11 protein-coding genes, 1 tRNA gene and 1 other RNA gene are annotated in these 14,480 nt (G+C 52.7%); 5 read left to right on the forward strand and 8 right to left on the reverse strand.

Annotated elements, in window-relative coordinates:
• Nucleotides 1-25: 25 nt before the first annotated feature.
• The 4 genes from QEN58_RS08190 to betI all read right to left on the reverse strand — a co-directional run bounded on the left by QEN58_RS08190 (nucleotide 26) and on the right by betI (nucleotide 6,542).
• Nucleotides 26-2,512, reverse strand: a complete 2,487-nt coding sequence (locus QEN58_RS08190) for an acyl-CoA dehydrogenase (RefSeq protein ID WP_280106615.1) — start codon at nucleotides 2,510-2,512, stop codon at nucleotides 26-28.
• Between the two features lie 228 nt (nucleotides 2,513-2,740).
• Complete coding sequence (betA, locus tag QEN58_RS08195) at nucleotides 2,741-4,414, reverse strand: choline dehydrogenase (protein WP_280106616.1); 1,674 nt, start codon at nucleotides 4,412-4,414, stop codon at nucleotides 2,741-2,743.
• 9 nt (nucleotides 4,415-4,423) lie between these two features.
• Nucleotides 4,424-5,893: a betaine-aldehyde dehydrogenase gene (gene betB, locus QEN58_RS08200; RefSeq protein WP_280106617.1), complete on the reverse strand. Its 1,470-nt coding sequence runs from the start codon at nucleotides 5,891-5,893 to the stop codon at nucleotides 4,424-4,426.
• A gap of 28 nt (nucleotides 5,894-5,921) precedes the next feature.
• Nucleotides 5,922-6,542, reverse strand: a complete 621-nt coding sequence (gene betI / locus QEN58_RS08205) for a transcriptional regulator BetI (protein ID WP_280106618.1) — start codon at nucleotides 6,540-6,542, stop codon at nucleotides 5,922-5,924.
• 229 nt (nucleotides 6,543-6,771) lie between these two features.
• On the opposite strand from betI, the gene QEN58_RS08210 reads away from it, so the two are divergent.
• The 3 genes from QEN58_RS08210 to ffs all read left to right on the forward strand — a co-directional run bounded on the left by QEN58_RS08210 (nucleotide 6,772) and on the right by ffs (nucleotide 8,021).
• A complete protein-coding gene (locus QEN58_RS08210) occupies nucleotides 6,772-7,707 on the forward strand; it encodes a choline ABC transporter substrate-binding protein (RefSeq protein ID WP_425270325.1) in 936 nt (311 codons plus the stop codon).
• Between the two features lie 88 nt (nucleotides 7,708-7,795).
• Nucleotides 7,796-7,872: transfer RNA gene (locus QEN58_RS08215), tRNA-Met, on the forward strand.
• 52 nt (nucleotides 7,873-7,924) lie between these two features.
• An RNA gene (gene ffs, locus QEN58_RS08220) (signal recognition particle sRNA small type) lies at nucleotides 7,925-8,021 on the forward strand.
• A 264-nt stretch (nucleotides 8,022-8,285) separates the two neighbouring features.
• Here the strand turns inward: ffs and QEN58_RS08225 are convergent.
• Both QEN58_RS08225 and QEN58_RS08230 read right to left on the reverse strand, forming a co-directional pair.
• Nucleotides 8,286-8,654 (reverse strand): hypothetical protein, encoded by a 369-nt coding sequence (locus tag QEN58_RS08225; RefSeq protein ID WP_280106620.1) that lies wholly within the window; start codon nucleotides 8,652-8,654, stop codon nucleotides 8,286-8,288.
• A gap of 387 nt (nucleotides 8,655-9,041) precedes the next feature.
• Nucleotides 9,042-10,247, reverse strand: coding sequence for a glycosyltransferase family 9 protein (locus tag QEN58_RS08230; protein ID WP_280106621.1), 1,206 nt, complete (start codon nucleotides 10,245-10,247; stop codon nucleotides 9,042-9,044).
• Between the two features lie 258 nt (nucleotides 10,248-10,505).
• On the opposite strand from QEN58_RS08230, the gene QEN58_RS08235 reads away from it, so the two are divergent.
• Entirely contained in the window at nucleotides 10,506-11,168 is a 663-nt protein-coding gene (locus QEN58_RS08235) for a response regulator (RefSeq protein ID WP_280106622.1), read from the forward strand.
• Nucleotides 11,165-12,577 carry an ATP-binding protein gene (locus QEN58_RS08240; protein WP_280106623.1) on the forward strand — a complete coding sequence of 471 codons (1,413 nt, stop codon included), beginning with the start codon at nucleotides 11,165-11,167 and terminating at the stop codon, nucleotides 12,575-12,577. The genes QEN58_RS08235 and QEN58_RS08240 overlap by 4 nt, the downstream gene beginning before the upstream one ends.
• Before the next feature lie 380 nt (nucleotides 12,578-12,957).
• Here QEN58_RS08240 and QEN58_RS08245 read toward each other — a convergent pair whose 3' ends face one another.
• Both QEN58_RS08245 and QEN58_RS08250 read right to left on the reverse strand, forming a co-directional pair.
• Nucleotides 12,958-13,527 (reverse strand): cytochrome b/b6 domain-containing protein, encoded by a 570-nt coding sequence (locus QEN58_RS08245; RefSeq protein WP_280106624.1) that lies wholly within the window; start codon nucleotides 13,525-13,527, stop codon nucleotides 12,958-12,960.
• A gap of 13 nt (nucleotides 13,528-13,540) precedes the next feature.
• Nucleotides 13,541-13,822, reverse strand: coding sequence for a PepSY domain-containing protein (locus QEN58_RS08250; RefSeq protein ID WP_280106625.1), 282 nt, complete (start codon nucleotides 13,820-13,822; stop codon nucleotides 13,541-13,543).
• Nucleotides 13,823-14,480: the final 658 nt, after the last annotated feature.

The following is a 14,480-nucleotide window of genomic DNA, read 5'->3' on the forward strand; positions in this document are numbered from 1 at the left end:
CAGCTAACACTTTGAAAAGTAAGTATTACTTAACGTTTTCCTCGGCCTGCTTTGGTGCTGGCGCCGGTGTTGAGTTGTGATCGATCAGCGTGGATTTATCCTTGGCAAAGGCATCGTAGGCGAAATCGTCCACGGTGAGCATTTCCAGAACTTCGACCTCGAAGGTGCGCATGAACTCGGCGTCCTCGGCACTGATCAGGCCTTTTTCCAGGCCAGCCTCAACGCGTGCTTCAGGGTGCAGTGCCGTCTGCGGTAGCTCGCCTTTGGCATAAGCCTTGTTCAGCGTGCGGTAGATCGCCTCGGCGCGGTCATAATCGACCAGCAGGGCGTTGTAGCGTGCCAGCGGGTTGCGCTGTTCACCGTCGTCCGCATCCCAGGTGTTTTCCAGTAGCTTGGTACGCAGGGCGCTGTGCGTAGAAACGCGCTTAGCGATATCACGCGCCAGGTCGTCGTGGGGTTTGTTCCAGCGGCGGCCGGTGGGCATCACTACGGCGTTTAGCGTTTTGCCTAAAGCACGGTTGGGTAGATTATCAAAAATCTCCACGAACGCCTGTTCGGCACGCTGGAGCAGGAAACGACAGCTGTAATGCAGCAGCGCTTCTTCGCCCTCTACTTTACTGCCCGCTTGCCACTGCTTGAGCACCATGGAGGTCAGGTAGAGGTTAGACAGCACATCACCCAGCCGCGCAGAGATCATTTCGCGTTTCTTCAGCGCTGAGCCAAGGCTTGCCATGGCGGCGTCGGCACATAGGCCAAAGCCAGCGGAAAGGTGGGCAATATCCTGGGCATAGACAGCCGCAGGGCCATCGAAGGGTACGCTGGCTTTACCGATGCCAAAGCCGAGGGTAAAGGCCCGCGCGGCGTTGCCAAAGATCAGGCCTGCGTGACCGAAGAAGGCTTTATCGAACGCCTTCATGTCGTTGGCATCCTTGGCGGCCAACTCATCAAGTACGTAAGGGTGGCAGCGGATCGCGCCCTGACCGAAGATCATCAGGTTGCGGGTCATGATGTTGGCACCTTCCACGGTGATCGCCACCGGATTGGCGCTATAGCCGATACCGAGGTAGTTGCGCGGGCCAAGGGTAACCGCCTTGCCGCCGTGAACATCCATGGCGTCACTGAGCAGTACACGCTGGAACTCGGTCAACTGGCTTTTCAGAATCGCCGAGGGTACCGCAGGCTTTTCGCCGTGGTCGATCATATTGGCGGTTTGATAAACGGTAGCCTGGGAAATATAGGCAAGCGCTGCCATGCGGGCGAGGGGCTCTTGCACACCTTCCATCTCGGCCACCGGCACGTTGAACTGGCGACGAACGCGGGTGAAGCCGCCGCTCCAGCCCAGGGCGTAACGCGCGGTGCCAGTCGCGCCTGAGGGCAGGGTGATGCAGCGACCAATAGAAAGGCACTCAACCAGCATCCGCCAGCCTTGGCCGATCATGTCCGGGCCGCCAATGATGGTGTCCAGCGGCACAAAGACATCTTTACCAATGATCGGGCCGTTCATAAACGGGCTGCCGATGGGGTGGTGGCGTCGGCCAATTTCCATGCCGTCGGTATCGCGTGGGATCAACGCCAGAGTAATACCGCGATCTTCTTCGTCACCGAGCAATTTTTCCGGGTCAAACAGGCGGAAGGCAAGGCCGACCACAGTGGCGATAGGTGCCAGGGTGATCCAGCGTTTTTCGAAGTTAAGACGCAGGCCAAGCACTTCTTCGCCGTTAATGGTTTGCTTGCACACTACGCCGGTATCGGGCAGCGAAGTGGCATCAGACCCTGCACGAGGGCCGGTGAGGCCAAAGCAGGGGATCTCACGGCCATCGGATAAGCGCGGCAGGTAGTGGTCTTTCTGCTCTTGGGTACCGTATTTAAGTAGCAGCTCGCCAGGGCCGAGGGAGTTGGGTACGCCCACAGTGACCATCAGGGTTTCATTGGCGGAGAGCTTTTGCAGCACCATGGACTGCGCTTTAGCTGAGAAGCCAAGGCCGCCGTACTCCTTCGGAATAATCATGCCGAAGAAGCCTTCTGTTTTCAGGAAGTCCCACAGCTGCTGGGGCAGGTCGGCGCGCTCTTGGGCGATATCCCAGGCGTTGCACATGCCAGCGGCTTTCGCACACTGATTGGCTAGGAAGGCTTTTTCATCGTCGCGTAGACCATCGTCTTTAAAGGCGAGCAGCTTTTCCCACTGGGGCTTGCCTGAAAATAGTTCGCCGTCCCAGGAAACGCTACCTGCTTCCAGAGCCGTGCGCTCGGTGGCGGAAACCTTGGGGGCGACTTTCTTAAAGGTGGCGAATAAGCGCGGCGTGAGCCACTTGCGGCGCAGTGCGGGCAAGCCAGCTACTGCCACGGCTGCTGCGCCAATCAGCAGCAGAACACCAATGACTTCCGCGTCAAACAGCAGGCCAACAAGGCCCAATACGCCAAGCACCGCTAGTGCCGCTGGGGCACCTGCTTCGCGACGCATTACGACGAGCAAGCCAGCAATGGCGAGCACGATAAGGAGTAGGGTGAGCATAGAGTCTCTCTCTGTTGTTGGCCTTTATTGCTGGCCAGCTGTTGTTAGATAAATCTGAGTCAGAAACGGCAACAAAACCGTTAATCGAACACTTGTTTGAATATTGGCAGATGGAAGCCGCCTCGTGCAAGTATTTAGGCATGTTTAACGCTGCTAATGCGAGGCGCTCATAAAAAAAACGCCATGGCGGCAGGCCATGGCGTTTGGAGTGGTAAACCGAGTAAATGTTCAGGCGCGTTTGGCCGGAGCGCCGTTAGCTATATAGTAGTCGACGCTGGCGCGTGGGGGCGGCTCGTGACCTTTGATACGGTCGGCGATTTTTTCGGCCAGCATAATAGTGGGCGCATTCAAGTTGCCGGTAGGAATCACCGGGAATAGTGAAGCGTCTACGACGCGAAGACCTTCAATTCCATGCACGCGACCCTGGCCGTCGGTGACGGCCATTTCACCCTCTCCCATGCGGCAGCTACCGCAGGGGTGGTAGGCAGTTTCGGCGTGCTGTTTGACGAAGGTGTCGAGCTCGTCATCCGACTGTACGTCGGGCCCTGGTGCTATCTCGCGACCACGATATTTATCAAACGCTGGTTGGGCGATGATATCGCGGGTGAGGCGTATGGCGTCGCGGAATTCCTGCCAATCTTTGTTTTTGGCCATGTAGTTGAACAGAATGCTGGGCGCGGCGTGTGGATCCTTTGACGTCAGGCGGATACGTCCGCGGCTTTCGGAACGCATGGAACCAACGTGGGCTTGGAAACCATGGGCCTGTACCGCACTCTTGCCGTTGTAGCTAATGGCGATGGGCAGGAAGTGATACTGCAGATTAGGCCACTCTTCTTCGTCGCGGCTGCGGATAAAGCCACAGGATTCAAACTGGTTGCTGGCGCCGACGCCGGTACCATTAAACAGCCACTCGGCGCCAATTTTGGGCTGGTTATACCACTTCAGCGCTGGGTAGAGTGAAATAGGCTCTTTGCACTCGTACTGGATGTACATCTCCAGGTGATCCTGGAGGTTTTCTCCCACGCCGGGCAGGGCGTGCACCGTCTCGATACCCAGTTCCTTCAGCAGTTCAGGGTTGCCGATGCCAGAGCGCTGCAGAATTTGCGGCGAGGCGATAGCGCCCCCACACAGAATTACTTCGCGGCGCACATAGGCCTGCTGTTTTTCGCCTTTCTGCTCATAGCGAACGCCCACCGCCCGTTTACCTTCAAACTCGATCACGTCGGTAACGGCATGCGTTTCGATGGTGAGGTTGTGGCGCTGTTTGGCGGTGTCCAGGTAACCGCGGGCCGTTGATGCACGGCGGCCTTTGGGCGTAACGAAGCGATCCATAGGGCCGAAGCCCTCTTGCTGGTAGCCGTTAACGTCTTCTGTTTCCGGGTAGCCAGCCTGCTTACCGGCTTCAATAAAGGTGCGGTATAGCGGGTTATTATCCGCTTTGGGCGTGGCCACGCTGACCGGGCCGTCGCCGCCATGGTAGCTGTTGGCGCCGATGTCGCGGGTTTCGCACTTTTTGAAGTAGGGCAGACAGTTTAAGTAATCCCAATCTTCAAGCCCCGGCTGTTTGGCCCAGTTGTCGTAATCGAGTGCATTGCCGCGGATATAGCACATGCCGTTAATTAATGAGGAGCCGCCAAGGCCTTTACCGCGGCCACACTCCATGCGGCGACCATCCATATGCGGCTCGGGGTCGGTTTCAAACGCCCAGTTGTAGCGCTTGCCCTGTAGTGGGTAAGCCAAGGCGGCGGGCATTTGGGTGCGGAAATCGAAGCGATAATCCGGCCCACCCGCTTCTAACAGCAGTACGCTGACGCTGCTGTCTTCGGTGAGGCGAGTAGCGAGCACGTTGCCCGCCGAGCCTGCGCCGATAATGATGTAATCAAATTCGCGTGGTTGAGGCATAAAAACTCCTTAAAACACCGACTCAAACGGGCCCATTTCAATCTGTACGGACTTGGTTTGGGTATAGTGATTAAGTGTCTCGATACCGTTTTCACGACCAATGCCAGACTCTTTGTAACCGCCTACCGGCATTTCGGAAGGTGACTCGCCCCAGGTGTTGATCCAGCAAATACCCGCTTCCAGCTGGTGAATCACGCGGTGGGCGCGGTTCAGGCTTTCGCTGAAGACACCGGCGGCCAGGCCGTAGGTGGTGTCATTGGCGCGGCGAATGACTTCTGCTTCGTCATCAAAGGCGAGTACCGACATCACTGGGCCAAAGATCTCTTCGCGCACGATACGCATCTCATCAGTGCAGTCGGTAAACACGGTGGGGGCGGCCCAGGCGCCATCGGCAAAGCTACCTGTGTTCCAGTCGTCGCCACCCACGAGCAGGCGAGCGCCTTGCTCTTTGCCCAGGTCAATATAGGAGAGCACTTTCTCCTGATGCTCAAAGCTGACCAGGGGGCCAAAGTTGACGCTGGGATCCATTGGGTCGCCTGCTTTGATGCGCTTAACGCGCTCTACCAGCTTGGCTTCAAAGGCCTCTTTAACGCTGCGTTCAACAAATACCCGCGTGCCATTGGTGCAAATTTGGCCGCTGGAGTAGAAGTTGGCCATCATGGCGGCATCAGCAGCGCGATCAAGATCAGCATCTGCAAAGACCAGTAGCGGAGATTTGCCGCCCAGTTCCATGGTGACGTCTTTGAGCGTAGAGCTAGCGGCGGCGGCCATGACTTTTTTGCCGGTGCCGGCTTCGCCAGTGAACGAGACTTTAGCGATGCCGGGGTGCCCGGTAAGCATGGAGCCTACACGGCCGTCTCCCTGCACTACGTTAAAGACGCCGTTAGGTAGTCCAGCCTCGGTGAATATTTCCGCCAGTTTCATCACGGTGAGTGGGGTAACTTCGCTGGGCTTAAACACCACCGCGTTGCCTGCCGCCAGCGCCGGGGCGGCTTTCCAGCAGGCAATTTGAATCGGGTAATTCCAGGCGCCAATCGCGCCAATCACGCCCAACGGCTCACGGCGGGTGTACACAAATGAGCTATCGCGCAGGGGAATCTGGCTACCTTCAATAGCAGGCGCCAAACCAGCGTAGTACTCCAACGCATCCGCGCCGGTAACGATATCGACACTGGCGGTTTCGCTGATCGGCTTACCGGTATTGCGGGTTTCAAGCTCGGCAAGCTCGTCGTTGCGCTCTCTTAATAGCGCAACGGCGCGCAGCATGATGCGTGAACGCTCCATGCCGCTCATCGCGGCCCACTCGCGTTGGCCGCGATGGGCTGCGGCGACCGCGGTGTCAACATCCGCTTGACTGGCTTGGCCGATAGTGGCCAGCAGGCTGCCATCGAAGGGGTTGGTAACGGTAAAAGTATCGCCTGAAGTGGCGGCTACCTGGCGACCATCAATATAAAGTGGCTGTACGTCTTGAGCGGCCATGTAGGTCTCCTCCAGTAAGGTAATAGAATTAGCTGTAAGTGTTGGATGCAGTCTTTGGGCATCCATAGTGAGCAAAAAGTTGATCGAGATAGGTGTGAGCAAGAACGCGTGCTTCTGCAGCATCGAGGCCTTCTGGCGTTAGCGCGCCGCGCAGCCATAGGCCATCAATCATGGCGGCTAAGCCGCGTGCTGCGTTGCGGGCTTCTGCGCGGGGCATAACACGTCGGAACTGGTGACATAAATTGCTGTAAAGCCGGCGATCATTGACGTTTTGCAGCCGCTGCAGCATAGGTTTATGCATGCTGCTGGCCCAGAACGCTAACCACGTCTTGGCGGCGGGGCCGGTGACTTGGGTGCGGTCAAAGTTGCCCTCAATAATGGCACCGATCTGGGCGCGGGGAGAGTCGTCTTCCAACGCATAGCGACGAACCGCAACGGCTCTAGAAAGGTCGGTCAGGATTTGCCGCATCGTCGCTTCGAGCAGGCCATCCTTGCCGCCAAAGTAGTGACTGATAATGCCCGCTGAAACACCCGCATGGCGCGCAATGCGCATCACGGTGGTTTCAGCCAGGCCGACCTCATCAATGGCTGCCATGGTCGCATTAATTAACTGCTGGCGGCGTATCGGTTCCATTCCCACCTTTGGCACAGCGCTCTCCTAATTCGTTGAATGCCTAACAGGGTCACTGCTTGAAACCCAGGCGTAGACATGATTACCTAACAATGATGGCATTTTTTTATTGAACGTTCAATCAATAAAAAGACGCCGATGATTTCTACGCACTGCGACCACGTCACAACTGAGTGTTCGTATCCATGTTTTGGTAATACGTTTAGCAATACGTATTGGCAATAAGCTTATAAAGGGGACAACAATGATGAGCAGAACTTCTTCACGCTACGCAGGTGCTTTATTGTTGGCAGCGGGTCTGCCAACGGCGGCTTTTGCAAACGAGTGCAGCAGCGTGCGCTTTGCCGAAGTGGGCTGGACGGATATTACCGCCACCACTGCGCTCGCCAGCGAAGTCCTCGAAGGGCTTGGCTATGAGCCCAGTGTCGACACGGTTTCTGTGCCGATTGCCTACGCCGGTATGCGTAACAATGACTTCGATGTCTTTTTGGGTAATTGGATGCCGTCGATGGCTTCTATTAGTGACCCCTACATCGAGCGCGGTGAAGTTGAGCGTTTGGCAACCAATCTGGAAGGGGCGAAGTACACTCTTGCAGTACCCCAATATGTTTATGATGCGGGTGTAACGTCGGTTAACGATTTAGCGGAGCATGCTGATCAGTTTGACCGCAGCGTACACGGCATAGAAGCGGGCAATGACGGCAACGAGCTAATCGATCAGATGATCGATGACGACGCATACGGATTAGGCGATTGGCAGGTTATTGATTCCAGTGAAGCGGGAATGCTGGCGGAACTGCGCGCTCGAGTGCCCAATGAGCAGTGGATGGTGTTTTTAGGCTGGGAGCCGCACCCCATGAACTCTAACTTCGAGATGGCCTATCTGTCGGATGCCGATGACTATTTCGGCCCAGATTTAGGTGGCGCGACCGTACACACCAATACCCGGGCAGGGTTCGTGGAAGAGTGCCCGAACGTAGGTACTTTGCTGCGCAATATGACCTTTACGCTGGAGATGGAAAATCAGCTAATGAGCTCGATCATGGATGATGGTGAAGATCCCCGTGATGCCGCGCGTGATTACTTGAAGGCCAATGATAGTGTGCTGGACGAGTGGTTAGACGGCGTAACAACTCGTGATGGCGAGCCCGGTTTAGAGGCTGTGCGCGCCGCTATTCAGTAAGCTTGTTTCAATGATTGTGGCAAGCCGGGATCCGGCTTGCCTTTCGTTATCAAGATAGGCATAATCTGCACCCGTTGATGAGGGAAAAGGCTACGTAGCTCAGCTGGTTAGAGCACATCACTCATAATGATGGGGTCCCCTGTTCAAATCAGGGCGTAGCCACCACATCAGCATTAGCACACTCACTTAATAACAGAGTGTGCCGTTATGGTGGCCCCTTAGGTCCTCCCGCAACGCTAAACTGCGAACCCCGCCAGGCCCGGAAGGGAGCAACGGTAGTGGTGGCTGCGTGTGCCGGGATGTGGCTTTTGGGGCCGCCTCCATTTTGGCGTTTCGAGTCTGTTGTGACATAACCTATTTTTGTAGTAATCCTACGAAATGGGATGGTGTCATGTATAGACTTAAGCTCCGTCACCTCCGTTTCAAAAATTCTATAAATTTGTAGCGCAAAACCCATAATAGTAATAACTGCTGAGTCGCTGCAGGCATTTTATGCATCCGCCATTATCTTTATTCTTTAGTTTTTACCTAGCTGCATAAACAAGGGATCTATATCCCTAGATTAAATATTGAGTTTACTAATCCAATAAATATAAAATTATTAATGTTCCAACTCCTGCAGCTCCTAATGCTTCGAGCGTATCTATTAAATCATTTTCAACTATTTTCAATACATTGAAAGAGTAATAGCGTCCAAGTAACTGCGATATGCCATTTGACGTTAAACTTAATACGGCGATGGTGATCTCGATGTTTTCTATTCCTGTTAACCACAGCAGAGTCGCTAGCAAAGTAATCAAAACAACGCTGGCTCTAAAGGAAAGCCATTTAGCAGAAGGAAGGGATGTACTGATGCCTCCTACCCAGCCCTCCGAAGTTGCCATTTTTTTGGATAGAAGCCGTCTCCAAAAACCTTGGCTGGAGTCCAATAAATGCGATAAAACCATGGGTATACACCAGAATAGTTGAGCAGAGTGGGGAACAGCTTGCCATTTAATACTTAACGATCACTTAAGTATTTATTAATTGGCGAGGTGCCGGCACGTGTGGCTAATATCTTTTGACTGCTGGTAAACGTCTGTTGTTACGTTAAGCAAACCCAGCACGCTGTGAAATAAATTATCGTGCGAGACGGCTTGATCAGAGACTTGGCGTAAGCAGTCCTTATCAAGCCCTTGCTGCTGTGAAAATGCGCTGGATAGCCACCAAACAATAGGCCCATGCGCCCGTTCGTCTGGGGGCAATGGCGTAGTCATCCTGACGCTTTAACGTCTCAATTACTTGACCCAAGCAGGTAGAGAAGGAAGCAGAACATTACCTCTATGTGCGTTAATTCAGTAACTAGAATGTAAGTAATCAGCACTGTGTAGTGGTGGAATCGATGCTGCTGCCCGCTGTGTTGGTTGGTTTGTTAACGAGACCGAATGAGCGGGAGCCGTTGAGCTTTGTCCGTCAAGATTAGCGCGTATGGCTTCTATTACCGTCCTGATCTCTGGGCGCCACAAAATGGTGTCATAGGCTTCTCGAGGTACAAAAGCGAGTGATTTTTTCTGACGTACTAGGGAAATGGTGGCGACATCGAGTGCTGCCGCTAAGTGCATAGGCCCTGAGTCTGGCGTCACGAGTAACCGCGCACGTTCCAAAACGGCGGCAAATTGGCGGATAGGAAGTGGTGGGCATAAGCTGCCATAAAGCGATGACAGCAAACGCCGCTGAATTGGTGCTAGAAGCCTAAATTCCTCCGGTCCAAGAAATACAACATAACGTATTTTGCGGGCTTCCATGGCATCGATGAGCATTAACCAAAATGCCAACGGCCAACGTTTGTTTTGATGCCCGCCAACGAAGATCGCAATAAAATTAGTGTTTGATGGATCTTCGCGATGAAGGCTAACTAGCTGTTGTATTTCCTTCATTGCCTGATAGCGTTCCTGCTCTGTTATCTGGAGCAATGGCCGGTTACGGCAAGCAACACCGAGCGGACGTGTCAGATTAACGATGCCATCGTAGGCATGTGATGACTTACCTTCCGTCTCAATGCTGTACCAGCGCTGGTGACCTTTACCTGACCCCATGCTGTACCGCGCCCCTATTAACCGGGTCACTATAAAACCGCTCGTTGATCCTCCGCTCACTTGTACCGCTAAATCATAGTGTTGTGCCCGTAAACGTCTTAATAGTGTCACACATTGCCAAGGACGGAGAATGGCGGCTCTCGACAATAAATGAAAATGATCAACAGGACGTTGCTGCAACAGTGGCCATGTTTTATCAGTCGCTAAATAGTCTATGCGCGCGGAAGGAAAACGGTCACGAAAAGCATCGATGACAGGGGTACTGATTAGCGCGTTGCCCATACGAAAATTGGGACGAATAATGAGAATTTTTTCTATGCCCACAAGGCTGTCAATGGTTTCTGGTGCAGGCGCTTTGAGGATATATCGTATGCCTCCCAGTAAATATTGCTTCATTCTTTTTTCTAAAATACGGGCCATTATTTTTAAATAATAGTTTGTTCTAAGAAGGGTTAGTAAATGCATGCTCTGGCGCTCTGTTAAGTTAATAGAAAATGACCGCCAGTGAAGGCGCTGCTTTAGCTTTGCCCATGGCGAAAGAGGCAGCTTGAGCCTAAATAACTTAAAGAAGAGTTAAACTGCGTAAGAAGTTTGTAAAGGTAGGGTGGTCAGCTTACTGGTGGAATTCAGATGACTAAGCTTTTTGAGAAGTAAGTTTCCATATTTAAGAAAAGCTTAAGTTTTGGTCGCCAAGATAGCGGTTTGTCGATTGAGTGGATCAACATGCGCGCACTACTAATAGAAGATGACCCCTTGCTCGGGGATGGCATCAAGACGGCGCTAGAGCGCGAGGGCTATGCGGTCGATTGGTTTATGCAGGGCCGCGAGGCAATCAGCGCTATCGGCAGTGAGACCTTCAGTGTGATTATTTTGGATCTTGGGCTGCCCGATATGGACGGTATGCAAGTACTGCATTTACTCCGTCAGCAATCCGCTTTGCCTATCCTGATTTTGACGGCCCGCGATGCGATGGAAGACCGTATTGGTGGTTTAGATGCGGGGGCGGACGACTATGTGCTCAAGCCTTTCAATTTGCAGGAGCTACTCGCCCGTTTGCGTGTCGTAATGCGGCGCGCTGAGGGCCGCGCCTCGCAGATTTTGACGATAGGAGCGCTGAGCATCGATGAGGCCCGTCATGCGGTGAGTTGGCGGGACAAAGACGTAAAGTTGGGCCGACGCGAGTATGCCTTATTGTTAGAGCTAGCTAGGCACCCGGACAGAGTGCTATCACGCCCTCGTTTAGAAAATCTGCTTTATGGCTGGGGTGAAGAGGTGGAGTCCAATGCGGTAGAAGTTCACATTCATCATCTGCGTAAAAAGCTTGAAAAGCATCTGATCATTAACGTGCGCGGGATTGGCTACCGGCTGGATAGCCAAGCGCAATGAGATCCATACGGCGTTATCTGCTTCGCACGCTAGCCATTACAATGGTTGTCGCTGGGGGCGTGGCGGTTACCGCGGCTTACTTAATTACCGATCACGAGCTAGAAGAAATTCTCGATACACAGCTCAGTCTGCACAGCCGGATTGTGGCTGGCCAACTCGATCCAAACGCTACTATGGACGACTATGCTCGCCTGGCTTCACGCATGGGTCTTCCAGACCATCCGGCTCAGCTATATCTCGACGGTAACGCAGTGCCCGTGATTAGCTCTGAATCAGGTCCTAAACTCTACCACGAGGAAGAGCTTAAATTAGTCCTTGGTTTTTGGAATGCCGATGGCTCACCCAGGCTGTTAGGGGGCAAATGGAGTGATGCAGGCCCTTTCCCCGCGCCTTTAGAGGAGGGTTTTCGCTGGGAAAGCTACGATGGCCATCGCTGGCGGGTTTTCAGCATGTTCGATGTTGCCAGCGATATCTGGATCAGCATGGGGCTGCGAGGTTCGTTTCACGATAAAGTGGTAGAGCGCATCACCTGGAACAATTTGTTGCCGATGCTCCTGTTGCTGCCACTCCTTCTTTGGCTGATGAGCCGAATTATCCTGCGGGGTATTGCTCCCATTCAAGCGCTTTCCAGCCAGGTACAAGGTCGCTCCGCCCGCGACCTGCGTCAAATCGAGAATACGGTTCCTCAAGAGCTTAATGGATTACGTCAATCGCTAAACGACTTTATCGCCCGCTTGAAAGCGACGTTAGAGCGCGAGCGGCGCTTCACTGCAGATGCGGCCCATGAATTACGCACGCCCTTGGCAGCGCTGAGAATCCACTTAGATAATGCGCAGGCTGGGGGAGAGCAATCATTACAAAAGGCTTATGTCGGGGTTGAGCGGCTTCAGCGGGTAGTTGAACAACTGCTCATTTTGGCTCGTTTGGATCAAGTTGCCACAACCCCACCGACCACTATCGATCTTTATCCGATTATTGCTGAATTGGTAGCCGAGCTATGGCCACTCGCGGAAGAGCGAGATCAGCACTTGAGGCTAACCGGCTTAACTCGGCTGGAGGTTTGCGCCGACGAAGTCGAGGTGGGCATTCTATTTCGTAACCTGCTGGATAACGCCTTGCGCTATACGCCGGAAGGCGGTCAAGTGGAGGTAGAGTTAGCGCTTTGGGAGGAGTTGCCTCAGCTCACGGTGAGTGACACTGGCCCCGGACTCCCAGAGGGGCTGTTGGATAAAGTCACCGAGCGCTTCAGGCGCGCGTCTGGCCAGGGCACCACCGGCAGTGGGTTGGGTTTATCAATTGTCTCGGAGTTGGCCCAGCGCCAGAATGCACGCCTTACGCTTAGCAATCGTACGCCCAATGGCTTGGCGGTTAGTGTGGTGTGGGAGCAAAAAAAACATCACGATCATTGAGTAGCTTGCTGGTTTTGTTTTCGGATCAAGTAATTGAATCTAAATGCATTTCAACCGTTATACGCACCAAAAATGAAGCTTTGAAGGCCAACAGCTATAAGCACCATCAAGCTAGCCGTGCGACGTATTCAGCAGAAACTGTATGCAGAGAATGAAGTTATTGCCCGCTTAACGTCATTCAATGCGGCTGGGTGTGTGGTAGTGGCCTCAGCTGAAGTAGCGAATTGTCGATAGAGCCAAGCTTTCGCACCCTTTTCAAGCGCCTTGCACAGTCTGCGCATAGTGTTGTGACGGTGTAGGTGGGTGACTAGCGTCTTGAAAAGGCCACTCGTGCAAAAATTAACGAGTGGCCACTATCATGGTATTGCCTTAACAGTATATTAAGACTGAACATCATGAGCCTTAGTGTTGGGGTTAGAGGTAGGGCGGCGGCGATAGCCATGCAACATGCTAGCGATCAAATTATCGCCTTGCTTGATGCTTTCTACCACAGCACCCAATACATGCACTGGTACTAGAAAAAGAATCGCGTTGGCCAGGAATTCGTGGGTTTCTTCAACCCAGTCAACCCCCCAGAAACGATCAGTTTCTTCCATCATGTAGCCAGTCAGTCCCAGACCGAGTATTAGCCCAAGCAGCACCAGCATCATGATGGCGCCCAGCGGTGTATGGGTAATGCCGGTTTGCTCTGTCTTGCTGCAGCGACCGCGCAGCGCACATTGAAGTCGGCTCACCGTAGGCCAAAAGCTCCGCCAGCGTGCACTCCACGGGCCGATAAATCCCCAAAGGATGCGCACGACGATTAATGCCACCAAGGAATAACCGACCCACTGGTGTATATCCCCTCCTTCTTCGGTTAGCCATAGGTTGACGGCTACGCCAGCGACCAAAGCCCAATGTACCAACCTGATCAACGGGTCCCAAACATAGATACGGGTATTATCGGTCATGGTCACCCCCTGATCAGTCTTCGACTTCCTGCTTCACGATGCTGGCATCTACTGGGTTGAAATAGATCTCTACCCGGCGTTCCTGCTCATCCCAGCCGTATATCTCGTAGCAGTTTCCGTCTGTGACCTTAAATTCTTTGATCCTGTAACCCATTTCGCGGATACGTTCTTCCATATCAGCTTGGCTGATCCATTCGTCACTGGGGGCATCAGTACAATGGGTCTCGGCCAGCACAGCCGAGCTAGCGGTCAGTAACAACGCCGATGTAATAATCCTGGTGATGTGAGTTTGCATAAGTGATACCTCTTTTCGATGATGGGTGTCTGTGCCGGACAGCTGTGTCTGGCACAAGGATCATCTTAAATGAGGTAACTTATGGCAGGCTTAAGCTTGGGCTCATAGAATAGCCGCAGCACTTTGGGTCATACTGAATCGCCTCACTTCTACTTTATCTAAAGCAAGTGGTCTTTTCTTCACGCAAGTTCTTTTCATGTCAAACATCCTTGCCAGCAGGGGCGGGCGCTTAAACATAGCGCTACTCATTCAAGAATTGATATCGGCAATGCAAGATCTCTTGAGAAATTCTTGATCTCCGTCACTACGTTTATTTTTTAGCTTCATAATGGTGATAAAGGTTAATGAGGATTTCACATTTATCGTCCGTGCGGTTAAAACGCATTGTTATCAAATAATCTAGTGTAGAAATATGGAGAGTTATAATATTGATAGTACTGTCGATGAATGATTGATTTTTATGAAAATCTTCATGCTGAAGTGTTCGTTTTGGTCGTTTTTGTTTGTTAATAATTCATAATAAATTTTTAATGATTAACAAAGATGTATTTTGAATGAAAATTACTTGAGCTGGATCAATTTTTCTTCTCATTGTGCTTTTCTTTACTTCAGAAAGGTTTTCAGAGAAAGGCTTCACGCTATAATTATAAATATCGTG

Source organism: Halomonas alkaliantarctica (assembly GCF_029854215.1).
Taxonomy (GTDB): domain Bacteria; phylum Pseudomonadota; class Gammaproteobacteria; order Pseudomonadales; family Halomonadaceae; genus Vreelandella; species Vreelandella alkaliantarctica_A.

Bases quoted from the DNA above. Each gene is read 5' to 3' on its own strand.
- QEN58_RS08190 (WP_280106615.1), bottom strand. From the start codon at position 2,512: ATGCTCACCCTACTCCTTATCGTGCTCGCCATTGCTGGCTTGCTCGTC.
- QEN58_RS08245 (WP_280106624.1), bottom strand. From the start codon at position 13,527: ATGACCGATAATACCCGTATCTATGTTTGGGACCCGTTGATCAGGTTG.
- QEN58_RS08225 (WP_280106620.1), bottom strand. From the start codon at position 8,654: ATGGTTTTATCGCATTTATTGGACTCCAGCCAAGGTTTTTGGAGACGG.
- betA (WP_280106616.1), bottom strand. From the start codon at position 4,414: ATGCCTCAACCACGCGAATTTGATTACATCATTATCGGCGCAGGCTCG.
- QEN58_RS08250 (WP_280106625.1), bottom strand. From the start codon at position 13,822: ATGCAAACTCACATCACCAGGATTATTACATCGGCGTTGTTACTGACC.
- QEN58_RS08240 (WP_280106623.1), top strand. From the start codon at position 11,165: ATGAGATCCATACGGCGTTATCTGCTTCGCACGCTAGCCATTACAATG.
- QEN58_RS08230 (WP_280106621.1), bottom strand. From the start codon at position 10,247: ATGCATTTACTAACCCTTCTTAGAACAAACTATTATTTAAAAATAATG.
- QEN58_RS08210 (WP_425270325.1), top strand. From the start codon at position 6,772: ATGAGCAGAACTTCTTCACGCTACGCAGGTGCTTTATTGTTGGCAGCG.
- QEN58_RS08235 (WP_280106622.1), top strand. From the start codon at position 10,506: ATGCGCGCACTACTAATAGAAGATGACCCCTTGCTCGGGGATGGCATC.
- betB (WP_280106617.1), bottom strand. From the start codon at position 5,893: ATGGCCGCTCAAGACGTACAGCCACTTTATATTGATGGTCGCCAGGTA.